Source organism: Paraburkholderia sp. Cpub6 (assembly GCF_014201065.1).
Classification (GTDB): Bacteria; Pseudomonadota; Gammaproteobacteria; order Burkholderiales; family Burkholderiaceae; genus Paraburkholderia; species Paraburkholderia tuberum.
The window spans coordinates 129539-145288 of the sequence record NZ_JACHDM010000002.1 but is presented as its reverse complement, the minus strand read 5'-3'; the positions used below and the strand labels follow the sequence as shown (position 1 = coordinate 145288).

Here is a 15750-nt window from a genome sequence, read left to right as displayed (position 1 = left end):
CATTTCGCGCTGCGCCGGCTCTCACGATTGTCAAATCCTGGCCCGTCGTCGGCGCGCACTCACGCCATGCCCCCTCTCGGCCCCCACAATCTGCGTAACAACCTGTTCGTCGCCCCGATGGCCGGCGTGACCGACCGACCGTTCCGCCAGCTGTGCAAACGGCTCGGCGCGGGCTATGCGGTGTCGGAAATGGTCGCGTCGAACGCGCAGCTGTGGAAGAGCGAAAAGACCATGCGCCGCGCGAACCACGAAGGCGAGGTCGAGCCGATCGCGGTGCAGATCGCCGGCGCGGACCCGGAGATGATGGCCGAAGCCGCCCGCTACAACGTCGCGAACGGCGCGCAGATCATCGACATCAACATGGGCTGCCCCGCCAAGAAGGTCTGCAACGTCGCGGCCGGCTCGGCGCTGCTGCAAAACGAACCGCTCGTGCAGCGCATCGTCGAGGCCGTCGTGAACGCGGTCGGCGTCGGGCCCGACGCGGTGCCCGTCACGCTGAAAATCCGCACCGGCTGGAATCGCGAGAATAAAAACGCGCTGAACGTCGCGCGTCTCGCGCAAGCAGCGGGCATTTCGATGCTGACCGTGCACGGCCGCACGCGCGCGGACCTGTACCACGGCGACGCCGAGTATGAAACCATCGCCGCGGTAAAGGCGGCGGTGCGCATTCCGGTCGTCGCGAACGGCGACATCACGTCGCCGCAAAAGGCGCGCGAGGTGCTCGCCGCGACCGGCGCGGACGCGATCATGATCGGGCGCGCCGCGCAGGGCCGTCCGTGGCTCTTTCGCGAGATCGAGCATTTCCTGCAAACGGGCGAGCTGCTGCCGCCGCCGCGCATCGACGAAATCCAGCAGGTGATGAACGAACATCTCGAAGATCACTACGCTTTTTACGGGGAATTTACCGGTGTCCGCACTGCGCGCAAGCACATCGGCTGGTACACTCGCGGCCTTTCCGGCGCCAACCTGTTCCGGCATCGCATGAATACGCTGGACACCACGCGCGAACAACTCCTCGCCGTCAACGAGTTCTTTGACGCGCAAAAGGCGATCTCAGACCGCCTCGTCTACGTCGACGAAGCGCCCGGCAACCCCGGGCTCGACAGCGAGAGCGAGGACAACTCCGACCGACTAGCAGCATGAGCAAGAACAACATCGAACAATCTGTCCGCGACAGCCTGGACGTGTATTTCCAGGATCTCGACGGCTCCAATCCGCACGACGTCTACGACATGGTCATTTCATGCGTGGAAAAACCCTTGCTCGAAGTGGTGCTCGAGCAGGCCGGCGGCAACCAGTCGCTGGCCGCCGAGTATCTCGGCATCAACCGCAATACGCTGCGCAAGAAGCTGCAACAACACGGTTTGCTGTAGCGCGTCGTAGTTTCTCGCGCCCTGCCACGTTTCCCTTCGGCTTTTCGTCTTCATCATGATCAAGCAAGCGCTCATCTCCGTTTCCGACAAGTCCGGCATCGTCGACTTCGCCAAATCGCTGTCGGACCTCGGCATCAAGATCCTGTCGACCGGCGGCACCGCGAAACTGCTCGCGGACGCGGGCCTGTCCGTCACCGAAGTCGCCGACTACACGGGTTTCCCGGAAATGCTCGACGGGCGCGTGAAAACGCTGCATCCGAAGGTGCACGGCGGCATCCTCGCGCGCCGCGACCTGCCCGAGCACATGGCCGCGCTCGAGAAGCACGACATTCCGACCATCGACCTGCTGGTCGTGAACCTGTACCCGTTCGTGCAGACCGTGTCGAAGGAAGAATGCTCGCTCGAGGACGCGATCGAGAACATCGACATCGGCGGCCCGACGATGCTGCGCTCGGCCGCGAAGAATCACCGCGACGTGACGGTGGTGGTCGATCCGGCCGACTACGCGGTCGTGCTCGACGAAATGCGCTCGAACGGCAACACGGTGTCGTACAAGACGAACTTCCGCCTCGCGACCAAGGTGTACGCGCACACCGCGCAATACGACGGCGCGATCACGAACTACCTGACGAGCCTGACCGACGAGTTGCAGCATTCGTCGCGCAACGAGTACCCGGCCACCTTCAACATGGCGTTCGACAAGGTGCAGGACCTGCGCTACGGCGAAAACCCGCATCAGAGCGCGGCGTTCTACCGCGACCTGGCGGTGCCGGCCGGCGCGCTCGCGAATTACAACCAGTTGCAGGGCAAGGAACTGTCGTACAACAACATCGCCGACTCCGACGCGGCGTGGGAATGCGTGAAGACCTTCGACGTGCCGGCCTGCGTGATCGTCAAACACGCGAATCCGTGCGGCGTCGCGCTCGGCGCGAACGCGCACGAAGCGTATTCGAAAGCATTCCAGACCGATCCGACCTCGGCGTTCGGCGGCATCATCGCGTTCAACCGTGAAGTCGACGAAGCGACCGCGCAAGCGGTGGCGAAGCAGTTCGTCGAAGTGCTGATCGCGCCGTCGTTCAGCGCCGAAGCGCGTCAGGTGTTCGCGGCGAAGCAGAACGTGCGTCTGCTCGAAATCACGCTGGGCGAAGGCCATAACACATTCGATCTGAAGCGCGTCGGCGGCGGCCTGCTCGTGCAGTCGCTCGACTCGAAGAACGTGCAGCCGCGCGAACTGCGCGTCGTCACGAAGCGTCATCCGACGCCGAAGGAAATGGACGACCTGCTGTTCGCATGGCGAGTCGCGAAGTACGTGAAGTCGAACGCGATCGTGTTCTGCGCGAACGGTATGACGCTCGGCGTCGGCGCGGGCCAGATGAGCCGCGTGGACTCGGCGCGCATCGCGAGCATCAAGGCGCAGAACGCCGGTCTGACGCTGGCCGGTTCGGCGGTCGCATCGGACGCGTTCTTCCCGTTCCGCGACGGTCTCGACGTGGTCGTCGCGGCAGGCGCGACCTGCGTGATCCAGCCGGGCGGCTCGGTGCGCGACGACGAAGTGGTCAGCGCCGCCGACGAGCACAACATCGCGATGGTGCTGACTGGCGTGCGTCACTTCCGTCATTGATCGGCTGAAGTTCGGTAGCCGCAAGACAGGCCCGGCGGGTGTCCCGCCGGGCCTTTTGTTTCGCGGCGACGCGTTCAATCGTCCGGCTCTTTGCGCGCGTAACCGTCCCGCACCTGCGCATGCTGGCTGATGTATGTACCCAAACCCCGGCCCCGCCGCGCGAGACGCTTCAGCACCGCGACATGTTCGGCGCCGACACTCGCCTCTGTGTACCAATACACGACGCCCGGCCGAAAGCGCACCTTGACGAAATCGTCGCCGATTTCGTAAGCGTCGACACCCGAGTCGCCGCTGAGATTGCGGTAGCGCTCCATTCTCGATCGCCCTCCCTGCGCAAAGCCTTTAGCAGCTTTTATTCCGCTAAGCATGCTACCAGCGGACCGCCGCGCACCGCGTTCGATGTAGTATCGCAGGCACCTGGTTTTTATCGCTTGTGCGGCACCTCATGAGAATTCTCGGCATCGACCCCGGCCTGCGCGTGACCGGCTTCGGCGTGATCGAACAACACGGCCACACACTGAGCTACGTCGCGAGCGGCGTGATCCGCACCGCCGACGCCGATCTGCCGTCGCGGCTCGGCACCATCTTCGCGGGCATCTCGACGCTGATCCGCGAGCACGCGCCGGATCAGGCGGCCATCGAAAAAGTCTTCGTCAACGTCAATCCGCAGTCGACGCTGCTGCTCGGCCAGGCGCGCGGCGCCGCGATCTGCGGGCTCGTCGCGGGCGGCGTGCCGGTCGCCGAATACACCGCGCTGCAACTGAAGCAGTCGGTGGTCGGCTATGGCCGCGCGACCAAGGAGCAAATGCAGCAGATGGTCGTGCGGCTGCTGAGCCTGTCGGGCGTGCCCGGCACCGACGCCGCCGACGCGCTCGGCATGGCCATCTGCCACGCGCACGGCGGCTCGACGCTGAGCACGCTTGGCGGCATCGCACCGGCGCTCGCGAAGAAGGGGTTGCGAGTGCGGCGCGGGCGTCTGGTCGGCTAGCGCAACTATGCCCCGCGCCGCCGATCCGCTGCGCTACACTCGCGCTTTCCCATCCGAGTCTGAAAACTAATCCGCCATGATCGGTCGCATTGCCGGCGTTCTGCTGGAAAAAAATCCGCCGCATCTGCTCGTCGACTGCAACGGCGTCGGCTATGAAGTGGACGTGCCGATGAGCACCTTCTACAACCTGCCGTCGACCGGCGAGCGCATCGTGCTGCTCACGCAGATGATCGTTCGCGAGGACGCGCATCTGCTTTACGGCTTCGGCACCGCGCAGGAACGCTCGACGTTCCGCGAGCTGCTGAAGATTTCCGGCATCGGCGCGCGCATGGCACTCGCGGTGCTGTCGGGCATGAGCGTCGCAGAGCTCGCGCAGACCGTCACGATGCAGGACGCCGCGCGCCTCACGCGCGTACCGGGCATCGGCAAGAAGACCGCCGAGCGGCTGCTGCTCGAACTGAAGGGCAAGCTCGGCGCCGACCTCGGCGCGATGGCGGGCGCCGCGTCGCCATCCGACCACGCGTCCGACATCCTCAATGCGCTGCTCGCGCTCGGCTACTCGGAAAAAGAAGCGCTCGCGGCGATCAAGAACGTGCCGGCCGGTACGGGCGTGTCCGAGGGCATCAAGCTCGCGTTGAAGGCGCTGTCGAAGGGCTAAGCGCCAAGCCGCGCGCGGTACAATGACCGCATGATCGAAACCGACAAACTCGCCGCCGAGCGCATCATCGCGGCCACGCCCGTGTCGCCGAACGAAGAAGCGTTCGAGCGCGCGCTGCGCCCGCGTCAGCTCGACGAATATGTCGGGCAGGAGAAAGTGCGCGGCCAGCTCGAAATCTTCATCGAGGCCGCGAAGCGCCGTTCCGAATCGCTGGACCACGTGCTGCTGTTCGGGCCGCCGGGCCTCGGCAAGACCACGCTCGCGCACATCATCGCGCGCGAGATGGGCGTCAATCTGCGGCAAACGTCGGGGCCGGTGCTCGAACGCGCCGGCGACCTCGCCGCGCTGCTGACCAATCTCGAAGCCAACGACGTGCTGTTCATCGACGAAATCCACCGGCTCTCGCCGGTCGTCGAGGAAATCCTGTATCCAGCGCTCGAGGATTATCAGATCGACATCATGATCGGCGAAGGGCCGGCCGCGCGCAGCGTGAAGCTCGATCTGCAGCCGTTCACGCTGGTCGGCGCGACCACGCGCGCGGGTATGCTGACCAATCCGCTGCGCGACCGCTTCGGCATCGTCGCGCGACTCGAGTTCTATAACGCCGAGGAGCTCACGCGCATCGTCACGCGTTCGGCCGCGCTGCTCGGCGCGCAGATCCATCCGGACGGCGCGTTCGAAATCGCCCGTCGCGCGCGCGGCACGCCGCGTATCGCGAACCGCCTGCTGCGGCGCGTGCGCGACTTCGCCGAAGTGAAGGCCGACGGCAACATCACCGCGCAGGTGGCCGACGCCGCGCTCAGCATGCTCGACGTCGACGCGGTCGGCTTCGACCTGATGGACCGCAAGCTGCTCGAAGCGATCCTGTACAAGTTCGACGGCGGCCCGGTTGGCGTCGACAATCTCGCGGCGGCAATCGGCGAGGAGCGCGACACGATCGAAGACGTGCTCGAGCCGTATCTGATCCAGCAGGGCTTCCTGCAGCGCACGCCGCGCGGCCGCATCGCCACGCTGCTCACGTACCGGCATTTCGGACTGGCCGCGCCGGATTCGGCGAGCGCGCGGCCGGGTCTGTGGGATTCCACGAACTGAGTCACGCGACGAGGCCGACCAGGATGTCAGACCAGACCCAGCAACCCGGCCCTTCCAACCGTTCACCTGTCAATCCCGCCGGCGACCCGTCCGGCAATTTCACGCAGCGCCTCACCCACCGCCTGCGCTCGAAGCTCGCCGCCGGCGTCACGCATCTGACGACCGGCAGCGGACCGGTGCTCGACTACTCGTCGCCGCCGGGCGACCCCGGTCTGTTCGGGCCGGACTCCGTCTGCTGGAAGGTCCACGCCGACTTCACGTCGATGATGACCGGCGGCATCAGCGCGCTGCTGCTTCAGGCGCTGCATCCGCTCGCGCTCGCGGGCGTTTGGGATCACTCGAGCTTTCGCACCGACATCCTGGGCCGGCTGCGTCGCACGGCGACGTTCATCGCCGGCACAACGTACGGCAGCAAGAACGATGCGCTCGCGCTGATCGAGCGCGTGAAGCGCATTCATCTCGACGTGACCGGCGTCGCACCGGACGGCCAGTCGTATCGCGCGAGCGAGCCCGCGCTGCTGACGTGGGTGCACGTCGCGGAAGTGTCGAGCTTCATGACCGCGCATCTGCGCTATGTGAATCCGGTGCTGTCCGTCGCGGCGCAGGACCAATACTTCGCGGAAACCGCGCGCATCGCGGAAATGCTCGGCGCCGTCGATATTCCGCGCTCGCGCGCCGAGATCGAGGCGTACCTGCTCGCGATGCGGCCCGCGCTCGTCGCGAGCGAGCGCACGCGCGAAGTCGTGAGGATTCTGATGAACGCGCCGGCACCGAGCTTCGCGATGCGACCCGCCGGCACGCTGATGCTCAACGCGGGGGTCGATCTGTTGCCCGACTGGGCGCAGACGATGCTCGGCTTGAATCGCCACGCGGCGCTGCGTCGAACCTTCGCGCGGCCTGCCGTGCGGGTCGTCGCGCCGGTGATCCGCTGGGCGCTGGTCAATGGAGTATCGAAGCGGGCTCGGCGGCGCGCGGCGGCGGCGGTGCGGGAGCAGGATTGATTGCGCCATGCGTCTCGGGCCATTGCCCGCCTTTGCTTACCGCCCCGGTCCCTTCCTGAAACCATCATCGTCGGCGCTGCCCGCGTCGAGATGCGTTACGTCCGCCCACGACACGATCGTCGCGCGACCGTCCCCGTAATCGACGACGTTCAGGCTGGTGTTCAGCAGCGGGTAGTCGCGCGGTGCGTCGAGCCGCATGCCGGTTGCAAAGCGGCGCACGCAGTCGAGCACGCCCCCATGCGTGACACAGGCGATGCGCCCGCCCGGATGCGCGGCGACGAGCGGCTCGATCGCATGCACGATGCGGTGGTAGAACACACGGTGCGACTCGCCCTCGGGCGGCGCAAAGCCGGGATCGCGGGTTTGCCACTGCGCGTATTCGTCGGGGAAACGCAGCGCGATCTCGTCGCTGTCATGGCCCTGGAACGCGCCGTACGAGCGCTCGCGCAAGTTCTCGCGCGACTGCAGCGGCAGACCAAGCGCCTCGCCAATCGGCTGCGCGGTCTGCTGCGCGCGCTGCAAGTCGCTCGAATAGATCGCGTCGAGCCGCGCGCCCTGCTTCGCCTCGTCGGCGAGGCGCTGCGCGAGACGTCGCGCCTGCGCGACGCCGGTCGTCGCGAGCGGAATGTCGATGTGGCCTTGAATGCGCTTGATGCGATTCCAGTCGGTCTCGCCGTGCCGGATAAACAGGATCTGCGTCGTCATGAGAGAGAGGTGCCTTTCGCGGTTGTGTCGAGCGACTATTGTGGCAAAAAGCAGCGGCACGGCTCGCCTGCGGCGACGGCGCGCTCGAACGTTTGCGTTCTTTTACGCGTTGGTCTGCAACCAGAACGTGACCGGCCCGTCGTTGACGAGCGACACCTGCATATCCGCGCCGAACTCGCCAGTCTCGACGATCGGATGCTTCGCGCGCGCGGCCGCGACGAAGTAGTCGAACAGGCGCTTGCCCTCGTCGGGCGGCGCGGCCGGCGTGAAGCTCGGGCGCAGGCCGCTGTTGGTATCGGCCGCGAGCGTGAACTGCGACACGAGCAGCAGGCCGCCCGCGCGTCCGGCGCCGTCGAGATTCTGCACCGACAGGTTCATCTTGCCGGCAGCGTCGCTGAACACGCGGTAACCGAGCACCTTGGCGAGCAGCTTGTCGGCCGTGGCCTCGGTGTCGCCGCGCTCCGCGCAGACGAGCGCGAGCAGGCCCGCGTCGATCGCGCCGGTCACACGATCGGCGACGCGCACTTCGGCGCGCCGCACGCGTTGGATCAGCGCGATCACGCCGTCAGCGTCACGCGCGCGAAGCGGCGCTTGCCGACCTGCACGACGTACTCGCCCGCTTCGACCTTCAGGCCCTTGTCGGACACCGCGGTGCCGTCGATCTTCACGCCGCCTTGCTCGATATTGCGCAGCGCCTCGCTCGTCGACGGTACGAGGTTCGCCTGCTTCAGCAACTGGCCGATCGCGAGCGGTGCGCCCGCGAGCGTCACGGCCGGGATATCGTCGGGCACGCCGCCCTTCGCGCGATGGTTGAAGTCCTCGAGCGCGCGTTCGGCGTCCGCCTGCGAGTGGAAACGCGCGACGATTTCCTGGCCGAGCATCACCTTGAAATCGCGCGGATTACGGCCCGCGTCGGCCTCGCGCCTGAAGCCGGCGATTTCGTCCATCGGACGGAACGACAGCAGTTCGAAGTACCGCCACATCAGCGTGTCGGAGATGCTCATCAGCTTGCCGAACATGTCGGTCGGCTTTTCGCTGATGCCGATGTAGTTGTTCTTCGACTTCGACATCTTCTCGACGCCGTCGAGCCCTTCGAGCAGCGGCATCGTCAGGATGCACTGCTGCTCCTGGCCGTACTGCTTCTGCAACTCGCGACCAACCAGCAGGTTGAACTTCTGATCCGTGCCGCCGAGCTCCAGGTCCGCGTTCAGCGCGACCGAGTCGTAGCCCTGCATCAGCGGGTACAGGAATTCGTGGATCGAGATCGGCACGCCGCCCTGGAAGCGCTTCGTGAAGTCCTCGCGCTCGAGAATGCGTGCGACTGTGTAGCGCGACGCAAGCTTGATCATGCCGTCGGCGCCTAGCGGCATCGACCATTCGCTGTTGTAGCGAATCTCGGTCTTGTCGCGATCGAGCACGAGCGCGGCTTGCTCGAAATAGGTCTTCGCGTTCGATTCGATCTGCTCGCGCGTGAGCGGCGGGCGGGTCGCGTTGCGCCCGGACGGATCGCCGATCAGCGACGTGAAGTCGCCGATCAGGAAAATCACCGTGTGGCCGAGGTCCTGCAACTGGCGCATCTTGTTCAGCACGACCGTGTGGCCGATGTGGATGTCGGGTGCAGTCGGATCGAGCCCGAGCTTGATGCGCAGCGGCTTGGCCGTCGCCGCGCTGCGCGCGAGCTTTTGCGCGAATTCGTCTTCGATCAGCAGTTCGTCGACGCCGCGCCTGGTCACGGCGAGCGCGTGACGGACTTCGTCGGTGATCGGGAAGGCGGAAGCGGGATTGGGCTGGGTGGACTCGGTGCTCATGCTGGAAACGTGAAGTCGCGAAAAAACAGGATTGTCCCATAGATGCGCGCCGCCGCGCCCACTCACGCGCCCCGCAATGCCCCGCGACGGGCCAATTCGTTGCGGCTCGCGTCACCTTCGCCGTTTGCGCCGATAATCTGCTACAACGAATCGGAATGAACATCGACAGGAGCAGCGACGTGGCGCAAGATCCCGCAGACGGCATCTATTTCGGACTGATGTCGGGAACCAGCATGGACGGTGTGGACGGCGTGGCCGTCCGGTTTGCCAATGGGAAGCCGCCCGAGGTGCTGGCCGAAGCGTTCGTCGGCTTTTCGGCCGGCATCCGCGAAGCGCTGTTCGCGCTGCAACAGCCGGGGGACAACGAGATCGAGCGCGAGGCGCTCGCCGCCAACGCGCTCGCGACGCGCTACACGGTGTGCTGCCACGATCTGCTGCGCGACAGCCGCGTATCGGCCGATGACGTCCGTGCGATCGGCGTGCATGGGCAGACCGTGCGGCATCGGCCGGAAAAGGGGTACACGCGACAGATCAACAACCCGGCGCTGCTCGCGGAAATGCTGCATATCGATGTGGTCGCCGATTTCCGCAGCCGCGACGTCGCGGCAGGCGGCCAGGGCGCGCCGCTCGTGCCCGCTTTTCACGCGACGATCTTCGGTGCGAAGGACGAAACGCGCGTCGTCTGCAATCTTGGCGGAATCGGCAACATCACGATCCTGAACGCGACCGGCGGCGTGCGCGGCTTCGACTGCGGGCCGGCGAACGCGCTGCTCGACGCGTGGGCCGAGCGCCAGCTCGGCAAGCCATTCGACGAAAACGGTCATTTCGCGGCGAGTGGCCAGGTCGATCGCAAGCTGCTGAACGCGTTGCTCGACGAACCATTCTTCGCAGAGCAGCCGCCCAAGAGCACCGGCCGCGATCTGTTCAACACCGCATGGCTCGATGCGAAGCTCGAGCCGTTCTCCGCGCTCGCACCAGCCGACGTACAGGCGACGCTCGTCGCGCTGACCGCGGTGACGGTCGCGCGCGAGATTGAGCGGCATGCATCCGATGCGCGGGCCGTGTACGTGTGCGGCGGCGGCGCGCGCAATCCGGAGATCATGAAGGCGTTGCAGCAGGCGCTCGAAGACAGCGGCGTAAGCGGCGTGCCCGTGATGACGACCGACGCGCTCGGCGTGCCGCCGAGCCAGGTCGAGCCGCTCGCGTTCGCGTGGCTCGCGATGCGCTGCATCGCGCGTCTGCCGGGCAGTCTGCCAAGCGTGACCGGGGCATCCGCGGAGCGGGTGTTGGGGGCTATTTATCCGCGCTGAGAAAAGGCAGATGCGAACAAACCCACGCCTTTTGACGTCGCGGGTTGCCTCTGCGGCGCGAAAACAATAAAAAAACGGCGCCGAGGCACCGTTTTCACTGTGGCACGAAGAGCCTGTCCGCTCAGACCGAGAACGACGAACCGCAACCGCAGGTCGTGCTCGCGTTCGGGTTTTTGATGACGAACTGCGCGCCGTTGATGTCGTCCTTGTAGTCGATCTCTGCGCCGACCAGGTACTGGTAGCTCATCGAGTCGATCAGCAGCTGGACGCCGCTCTTGTTCATCACGGTGTCGTCTTCGTTGATCGCTTCATCAAATGTGAAGCCGTATTGGAAGCCCGAGCAGCCGCCACCCTGCACGAACACGCGCAGCTTGAGCTCCGGGTTGCCTTCCTCATCGATCAGTTGCTTGACCTTATCAGCCGCTGCGTCGGTGAAGACGAAGGGGGCCGGCATCTCGGTCACGGGGGTGTCGGTGACTGCGTTCATTTCGAACTCTCCAAAAAGCTTTAGCCGATATTGTAGGGCTGTTCCGGATATCGTGCTGAAGTCCACAAAATCAATGCGCTCTTGCTGCAAGGTCGATGCGAGGCGATCCGTTGGCACTTGAGGGAACGGGACCGGGGTGCGAACGCCGGCGAACCATAAAAAAAGCCGCCTTCGCGCGTGGCGTTGGCGGCTTTTGCTGCAAACCGGCGCGAGGGCCGGTTCACGCCCGAAACGATTAACGCTTCGAGAACTGCTTGCGGCGACGTGCCTTGTGGAAGCCGACCTTCTTACGTTCGACTTCACGAGCGTCACGCGTGACGAAGCCAGCCTTCGACAGTTCCGGCTTCAGCGTTGCGTCATAGTCCATCAGCGCGCGGGTGATGCCGTGGCGAACCGCACCGGCCTGACCCGTTTCACCGCCACCGGTCACGTTGACCTTGATGTCGAACGTGACACCGTGGTTCGTGAGCTCCAGCGGTTGACGCACGATCATCAGCGACGTTTCGCGCGAGAAGTAGTCGGCGATGGGCTTGCCGTTCACAACGATGTCGCCCTTGCCTGCCTTGATGAACACACGAGCGACGGCGCTCTTGCGGCGGCCCGTGCCGTAATTCCAGTTACCGATCATGTGGGCTCCCCTTAGATCTCGAGCGCCTTCGGCTGTTGTGCCGAATGCGGATGCGTTGCGTCAGCGTAGACCTTCAGCTTCTTGATCATCGCGTAGCCGAGCGGACCCTTCGGCAGCATGCCCTTGACCGCTTTCTCGAGCGCACGGCCCGGGAAGCGTTCCTGCATCTTGCCGAACGTCGTTTCATAGATACCGCCCGGGTAGCCCGAGTGACGGTAGTACTTCTTGTCCGTAACCTTGTTGCCCGTGACCTTCAGCTTGCCGGCGTTGATGACGATGATGAAATCACCGGTGTCGACGTGGGGAGTGAATTCAGGCTTGTGCTTGCCGCGAAGACGGTGTGCCACTTCGCTGGCGACACGCCCGAGAACCTTATCCGTCGCGTCAATCACGTACCATTCGCGCGTCACCTCATGGGCTTTTGCGGAAAACGTCTTCATGATCGATCCAAAAAAATTGCTGCGCCCAATGTGTTCTTTCCTGCTTGTAGTGTGCGCATCGAGGCGCGTGCAGGCTCTCCCTGGTTCTTCTTCCGCGGGCGCGGATGCGGAAAAGCCCTGAATTATAAAGGAATTTGTGCTGGCAAGTCAAAACGTGCGATGCGCTCGCCGCAAGCGGCCAGGAAACGGGGCGAAACGCCTGACAACGGGGCCGAAAAAAAACCCAAACGAGCGGTTCGGGTTTAATCCACCAAAGGAGGAGGTGGAGGAGACAGCGGAGGTTGCAGAACTGCTGCAACGATGGAGTAAATTATAAGAGTCACCCTTGTGCAACGCAAGAAGATTTGCATTGTGAAATTAGTTTTCATAATGTGACAGATTCGATGCAGGGAGGACATTTGACGAAACTCCTTTTGGATCAAGCACTAAAGGCCAAAGAATGCGAATCGCATCAGGCATGCCCTAGAGTAGGACCCTAAACTGCCCGAGGAATTCTGGAACCGCCCGTCCATTCCGCACCGCAACAAGAAAGCAATCGCCGTGCATGGACGCGGGATGCGCTCAGCGTGCGCCAATCGTCAGACACCGGGCTACAATGCCGTCTCGACAAAGCGATGCGCGGTGGGAGTGACAGCATGGAATGCAAAGTAAGCTGGATGGGACAAGACGGGATGGCGTTCGCGGCCGAGACGGGCAGCGGTCATCTGGTCGCGATGGACGGCGCACCCGAGGGTGGCGGACGCAACCTCGCGCCGCGCCCGATGGAAATGGTGCTGCTCGGCACCGGCGGCTGCACCGCCTACGACGTCGTGATGATCCTGAAGAAGAGCCGCCAGGAGATCGCCGGCTGCTCGGTGACGCTGAAGGCCGAGCGCGCGAGCGAAGATCCGAAGGTGTTCACGAAGATCCACTTCCACTTCACGGTGACGGGCAAGAATCTGAACCCGGCGACCGTCGAGCGTGCGATCAACCTCTCGCACGACAAATACTGCTCGGCGTCGATCATGATCGCGAAGACCGCCGAGCTCACGCATTCGTTCGACATCGTCGCGCTCTGAGCGCGAAAGCGATGGGCGGCCACGGCCGCCACCCCGCCCCAAATGAAAAAGCCGGCGTCCCAACGGACGCCGGCTTTCCTTATTCAGCGGCAAAGCAGGCCGATAAGCCGGATTCTGTGCACGCGCCGCGCCCGAAGACTCGACCCGCGTGGCAGCCATTCCTCTAGGCGCGCCATTACTGACGCGCTCAAGCTTCCTACCCGCAGACGAGACGGGGGCCCCGTCCTGCATCGCGAAGATGCGCGCCTGCCTACTTGGAATTGCTCCGGGTGGAGGTTACCGTGCCGGTCTGCCTTGCGACAGCCGCGGTGCGCTCTTACCGCACCGTTTCACCCTTACCTGATCCCGGCTTGCGCCGGGCCATCGGCGGTTTGCTTTCTGTTGCCCTGTTCCGCGTGTCGCCACGGATGGCCGTTAGCCATCACCCTGCCCTGTGGAGTCCGGACTTTCCTCGCCCTCGTTGGCCGAAGCCGTCGAGGCCGCGACTGCCTGGCCTGCTTTGCTGGCGCGAATTTTAACACCGAATTTGGAAGCGCCTAGCGCTTGCGCCGCCCCGTGCGGAACACGGACGTGTCGTCGTAGAACGCCGGCGATTCGTTCTCGGGCCACCAGCCCGGAATGCCGAGCACCGGCAGCGGCGCGAACATGCGGCTCGTCAAAGCGCCGGGGCCGAGCAGCGCCGCGCTGACGGCTTCATCGAGCCATGCGTCGCGCGTCGGGGTGTCCCATTCGAAATACTCTGCCGGAACGTCGACGATCCATGCATGGCCGGTGCAGCCCTTGAACGGCGCGATCAGCTTTTCGAGCAGCGCATGGCCGAAGCACCGCACTTCGCAGCGCCGCCCCCACGCATCGCGCCACGCGACAAACAGCGTCTGCCACTCGAAGCCGCGTAGCGCGGCGCTCAGCGAAGAATCAGCGCAAGCGAACAGCAGCGCGTTTTCGTCGAAGAGGGTCAGCATGTCGCGCGCACCGCCACGCGTCGGGCCGACGCCGAGCACGTCGAGCTCCGCCGACTGGCGCGCGTTCAGCGCCGCCTTGATGCGCGGAAACGCGAACCACATCGAACCGTTGAAGAAGTCGTGCAGATTGTGGCGCGTCGGCACGCAACCGGTCGACGCTATATGCCCCTCGTACGCGGCACCCGGTGGCAGGTCGTCCTGCGCGATGAACGCAAGAGGCTGGCCGCGGCCGGTGGTCTGTTGCATCTGGGCGGCGTCGGCGTTCATCGCGGCGAGAAGGTCCACGTAGCCGCTCAGCGCGGCTTGCTGCCAACGCTGACCGCGTGTGGCGAATTGCGCGAACCACGGCTTCGACCAGTCGATTGCGGCGAAGCACGGTGGCTGAGGCTCGGGTGCCATGCCGCGCGCAGCTTTGGCCGCCGCGGCTTCATGGTCTACCGCGGAGCCCGCTTTCGCCGCCTTATCAATATTGGCAGCGCGCTGCCCCGCCTCACGCTCCTGCATCTACCGCAGCCTCAAACGAGACGCCAGCCAATCGACTCCCCGCCTCGCAGCGGCACGACCGGCGTATCGCCGGCCGGCAGCTCGGCCGGCAGCGTCCATTCCTCGCGACGCAGCGTGACCTTCTCCGTATTGCGCGGCAGACGGTAGAAGTCCGGACCATGGAAGCTCGCGAAGCCTTCGAGCTTGTCGAGCGCGCCGGCCTTGTCGAATGCTTCGGTATAGAGCTCGAGCGCGTGCAGCGCGGTGTAGCAGCCCGCGCAACCGCACGCGTGTTCCTTCAGCCCCTTCGGATGCGGCGCGCTGTCGGTGCCGAGGAAGAAGCGCGGATCGCCCGAGGTCGCCGCCTCGACCAGCGCGACGCGATGCGTCTCGCGTTTGAGCACCGGCAGGCAGTAGTAATGCGGACGGATGCCGCTTTGGAAAATCGCGTTGCGGTTGTACAGCAGATGGTGCGCGGTGATCGTAGCGCCAAGCAGTTCCGGCGCGACGCCCGCTTCGCGGACGTAGTCGGCCGCGTCCTTCGTCGTGATGTGCTCGAACACGACCTTCAGCGCCGGAAATGCGCGGCGCAGCGGCATCATCACGCGATCGATGAAGACCTTTTCGCGATCGAACAGATCGATGTCCGAATCGGTCACCTCGCCATGCACGAGCAGCGGCATGCCGACTTCCTGCATCACTTCCAGCGTCTTCGCGCACTTCATCAGATCGGTGACGCCCGCGTCGGAGTTCGTCGTCGCGCCCGCCGGGTACAGCTTCACGCCGTGCACGAAGCCGCTCTCGCGCGCGCGGCGGATCTCGTCGGGCGGCGTGTTGTCGGTCAGGTACAGCGTCATCAGCGGCTCGAATTTCGCGCCCTCGGGAATCGCGGCGATGATGCGCTCGCGATATGCCTTCGCCATCGCGGTCGTCGTGACCGGCGGCTTCAGGTTCGGCATGATGATCGCGCGACCGAACTGGCGCGCGGTGTCAGGCAGCACGGCCGCGAGCATCGCGCCGTCGCGCACGTGCAGATGCCAGTCGTCCGGGCGGACCAGTGTGACGGAATCGGGGGAAACGTTGGAAGCAGTCATGGCAGGAATACGAGACTTCGCGCGCCTCGCTGATCGACCGGT

Annotated in this window: 18 protein-coding genes and 1 other RNA gene; 9 read left to right on the top strand and 10 right to left on the bottom strand. The window is 64.9% G+C overall.

Annotated features, from left to right (window positions below; genetic code table 11):
* The first annotated feature begins 66 nt into the window (after nucleotides 1–66).
* From dusB to purH, 3 genes are read left to right on the top strand one after another with little or no spacing between them, the layout of a single operon-like run.
* On the top strand, nucleotides 67–1143 hold the full coding sequence (gene dusB / locus HDG33_RS05440) for a tRNA dihydrouridine synthase DusB (RefSeq protein ID WP_090801809.1): 1077 nt from the start codon (nucleotides 67–69) through the stop codon (nucleotides 1141–1143).
* Nucleotides 1140–1373, top strand: a complete 234-nt coding sequence (locus HDG33_RS05435) for a Fis family transcriptional regulator (RefSeq protein ID WP_008919619.1) — start codon at nucleotides 1140–1142, stop codon at nucleotides 1371–1373. Before dusB ends, HDG33_RS05435 begins: the two co-directional genes overlap by 4 nt.
* A 55-nt stretch (nucleotides 1374–1428) precedes the next feature.
* Nucleotides 1429–2994, top strand: a complete 1566-nt coding sequence (gene purH, locus HDG33_RS05430) for a bifunctional phosphoribosylaminoimidazolecarboxamide formyltransferase/IMP cyclohydrolase (RefSeq protein ID WP_184022947.1) — start codon at nucleotides 1429–1431, stop codon at nucleotides 2992–2994.
* A 74-nt stretch (nucleotides 2995–3068) separates the two neighbouring features.
* On the opposite strand, the gene HDG33_RS05425 is transcribed toward purH, so the two are convergent.
* Nucleotides 3069–3308 (bottom strand): hypothetical protein, encoded by a 240-nt coding sequence (locus HDG33_RS05425; RefSeq protein WP_184022946.1) that lies wholly within the window; start codon nucleotides 3306–3308, stop codon nucleotides 3069–3071.
* A 131-nt stretch (nucleotides 3309–3439) separates the two neighbouring features.
* On the opposite strand from HDG33_RS05425, the gene ruvC reads away from it, so the two are divergent.
* From ruvC to HDG33_RS05405, 4 genes are all read left to right on the top strand, one after another.
* Entirely contained in the window at nucleotides 3440–3982 is a 543-nt protein-coding gene (gene ruvC / locus HDG33_RS05420) for a crossover junction endodeoxyribonuclease RuvC (protein WP_184006515.1), read from the top strand.
* A gap of 76 nt (nucleotides 3983–4058) precedes the next feature.
* Complete coding sequence (gene ruvA / locus HDG33_RS05415; protein ID WP_184022945.1) at nucleotides 4059–4640, top strand: Holliday junction branch migration protein RuvA; 582 nt, start codon at nucleotides 4059–4061, stop codon at nucleotides 4638–4640.
* A 30-nt stretch (nucleotides 4641–4670) separates the two neighbouring features.
* Complete coding sequence (ruvB, locus tag HDG33_RS05410; protein WP_184022944.1) at nucleotides 4671–5732, top strand: Holliday junction branch migration DNA helicase RuvB; 1062 nt, start codon at nucleotides 4671–4673, stop codon at nucleotides 5730–5732.
* 23 nt (nucleotides 5733–5755) lie between these two features.
* On the top strand, nucleotides 5756–6733 hold the full coding sequence (locus HDG33_RS05405) for an oxygenase MpaB family protein (RefSeq protein ID WP_184022943.1): 978 nt from the start codon (nucleotides 5756–5758) through the stop codon (nucleotides 6731–6733).
* Between the two features lie 36 nt (nucleotides 6734–6769).
* On the opposite strand, the gene HDG33_RS05400 is transcribed toward HDG33_RS05405, so the two are convergent.
* The 3 genes from HDG33_RS05400 to tyrS all read right to left on the bottom strand — a co-directional run bounded on the left by HDG33_RS05400 (nucleotide 6770) and on the right by tyrS (nucleotide 9246).
* Nucleotides 6770–7438 carry a histidine phosphatase family protein gene (locus tag HDG33_RS05400; protein ID WP_184022942.1) on the bottom strand — a complete coding sequence of 223 codons (669 nt, stop codon included), beginning with the start codon at nucleotides 7436–7438 and terminating at the stop codon, nucleotides 6770–6772.
* 102 nt (nucleotides 7439–7540) lie between these two features.
* On the bottom strand, nucleotides 7541–7999 hold the full coding sequence (gene dtd / locus HDG33_RS05395; RefSeq protein ID WP_184022941.1) for a D-aminoacyl-tRNA deacylase: 459 nt from the start codon (nucleotides 7997–7999) through the stop codon (nucleotides 7541–7543).
* Nucleotides 7996–9246 carry a tyrosine--tRNA ligase gene (gene tyrS / locus HDG33_RS05390; RefSeq protein ID WP_184022940.1) on the bottom strand — a complete coding sequence of 417 codons (1251 nt, stop codon included), beginning with the start codon at nucleotides 9244–9246 and terminating at the stop codon, nucleotides 7996–7998. The genes dtd and tyrS overlap by 4 nt, the downstream gene beginning before the upstream one ends.
* A gap of 179 nt (nucleotides 9247–9425) precedes the next feature.
* Between tyrS and HDG33_RS05385 the strand changes: the two genes are divergently transcribed.
* Nucleotides 9426–10556 carry an anhydro-N-acetylmuramic acid kinase gene (locus HDG33_RS05385; RefSeq protein ID WP_184023306.1) on the top strand — a complete coding sequence of 377 codons (1131 nt, stop codon included), beginning with the start codon at nucleotides 9426–9428 and terminating at the stop codon, nucleotides 10554–10556.
* 121 nt (nucleotides 10557–10677) lie between these two features.
* Here HDG33_RS05385 and erpA read toward each other — a convergent pair whose 3' ends face one another.
* The 3 genes from erpA to rplM form a co-directional block, all read right to left on the bottom strand.
* A complete protein-coding gene (gene erpA, locus HDG33_RS05380; RefSeq protein ID WP_027198818.1) occupies nucleotides 10678–11043 on the bottom strand; it encodes an iron-sulfur cluster insertion protein ErpA in 366 nt (121 codons plus the stop codon).
* 235 nt (nucleotides 11044–11278) lie between these two features.
* A complete protein-coding gene (gene rpsI / locus HDG33_RS05375) occupies nucleotides 11279–11671 on the bottom strand; it encodes a 30S ribosomal protein S9 (protein WP_011489810.1) in 393 nt (130 codons plus the stop codon).
* Nucleotides 11672–11682: 11 nt separating this feature from the next.
* On the bottom strand, nucleotides 11683–12111 hold the full coding sequence (gene rplM / locus HDG33_RS05370; protein ID WP_013090508.1) for a 50S ribosomal protein L13: 429 nt from the start codon (nucleotides 12109–12111) through the stop codon (nucleotides 11683–11685).
* A gap of 635 nt (nucleotides 12112–12746) precedes the next feature.
* On the opposite strand from rplM, the gene HDG33_RS05365 reads away from it, so the two are divergent.
* On the top strand, nucleotides 12747–13169 hold the full coding sequence (locus HDG33_RS05365; protein ID WP_026226035.1) for an OsmC family protein: 423 nt from the start codon (nucleotides 12747–12749) through the stop codon (nucleotides 13167–13169).
* A gap of 87 nt (nucleotides 13170–13256) precedes the next feature.
* Here the strand turns inward: HDG33_RS05365 and rnpB are convergent.
* The 3 genes from rnpB to pyrC all read right to left on the bottom strand — a co-directional run bounded on the left by rnpB (nucleotide 13257) and on the right by pyrC (nucleotide 15708).
* Nucleotides 13257–13670, bottom strand: an RNA gene (gene rnpB / locus HDG33_RS05360) — RNase P RNA component class A.
* A 35-nt stretch (nucleotides 13671–13705) separates the two neighbouring features.
* Nucleotides 13706–14635 carry a DUF3025 domain-containing protein gene (locus tag HDG33_RS05355; RefSeq protein ID WP_184022939.1) on the bottom strand — a complete coding sequence of 310 codons (930 nt, stop codon included), beginning with the start codon at nucleotides 14633–14635 and terminating at the stop codon, nucleotides 13706–13708.
* A gap of 11 nt (nucleotides 14636–14646) precedes the next feature.
* Nucleotides 14647–15708, bottom strand: coding sequence for a dihydroorotase (pyrC, locus tag HDG33_RS05350; protein ID WP_184022938.1), 1062 nt, complete (start codon nucleotides 15706–15708; stop codon nucleotides 14647–14649).
* Nucleotides 15709–15750: the final 42 nt, after the last annotated feature.

Excerpts from the sequence above, each read along its gene's own strand:
- HDG33_RS05405 (WP_184022943.1), top strand. The coding sequence starts at position 5,756 with ATGTCAGACCAGACCCAGCAACCCGGCCCTTCCAACCGTTCACCTGTC.
- ruvC (WP_184006515.1), top strand. The coding sequence starts at position 3,440 with ATGAGAATTCTCGGCATCGACCCCGGCCTGCGCGTGACCGGCTTCGGC.
- erpA (WP_027198818.1), bottom strand. The coding sequence starts at position 11,043 with ATGAACGCAGTCACCGACACCCCCGTGACCGAGATGCCGGCCCCCTTC.
- HDG33_RS05355 (WP_184022939.1), bottom strand. The coding sequence starts at position 14,635 with ATGCAGGAGCGTGAGGCGGGGCAGCGCGCTGCCAATATTGATAAGGCG.
- purH (WP_184022947.1), top strand. The coding sequence starts at position 1,429 with ATGATCAAGCAAGCGCTCATCTCCGTTTCCGACAAGTCCGGCATCGTC.
- pyrC (WP_184022938.1), bottom strand. The coding sequence starts at position 15,708 with ATGACTGCTTCCAACGTTTCCCCCGATTCCGTCACACTGGTCCGCCCG.
- rpsI (WP_011489810.1), bottom strand. The coding sequence starts at position 11,671 with ATGATCGGTAACTGGAATTACGGCACGGGCCGCCGCAAGAGCGCCGTC.
- tyrS (WP_184022940.1), bottom strand. The coding sequence starts at position 9,246 with ATGAGCACCGAGTCCACCCAGCCCAATCCCGCTTCCGCCTTCCCGATC.
- dusB (WP_090801809.1), top strand. The coding sequence starts at position 67 with ATGCCCCCTCTCGGCCCCCACAATCTGCGTAACAACCTGTTCGTCGCC.
- ruvB (WP_184022944.1), top strand. The coding sequence starts at position 4,671 with ATGATCGAAACCGACAAACTCGCCGCCGAGCGCATCATCGCGGCCACG.
- HDG33_RS05400 (WP_184022942.1), bottom strand. The coding sequence starts at position 7,438 with ATGACGACGCAGATCCTGTTTATCCGGCACGGCGAGACCGACTGGAAT.
- HDG33_RS05365 (WP_026226035.1), top strand. The coding sequence starts at position 12,747 with ATGGAATGCAAAGTAAGCTGGATGGGACAAGACGGGATGGCGTTCGCG.
- HDG33_RS05425 (WP_184022946.1), bottom strand. The coding sequence starts at position 3,308 with ATGGAGCGCTACCGCAATCTCAGCGGCGACTCGGGTGTCGACGCTTAC.
- ruvA (WP_184022945.1), top strand. The coding sequence starts at position 4,059 with ATGATCGGTCGCATTGCCGGCGTTCTGCTGGAAAAAAATCCGCCGCAT.
- HDG33_RS05435 (WP_008919619.1), top strand. The coding sequence starts at position 1,140 with ATGAGCAAGAACAACATCGAACAATCTGTCCGCGACAGCCTGGACGTG.
- rplM (WP_013090508.1), bottom strand. The coding sequence starts at position 12,111 with ATGAAGACGTTTTCCGCAAAAGCCCATGAGGTGACGCGCGAATGGTAC.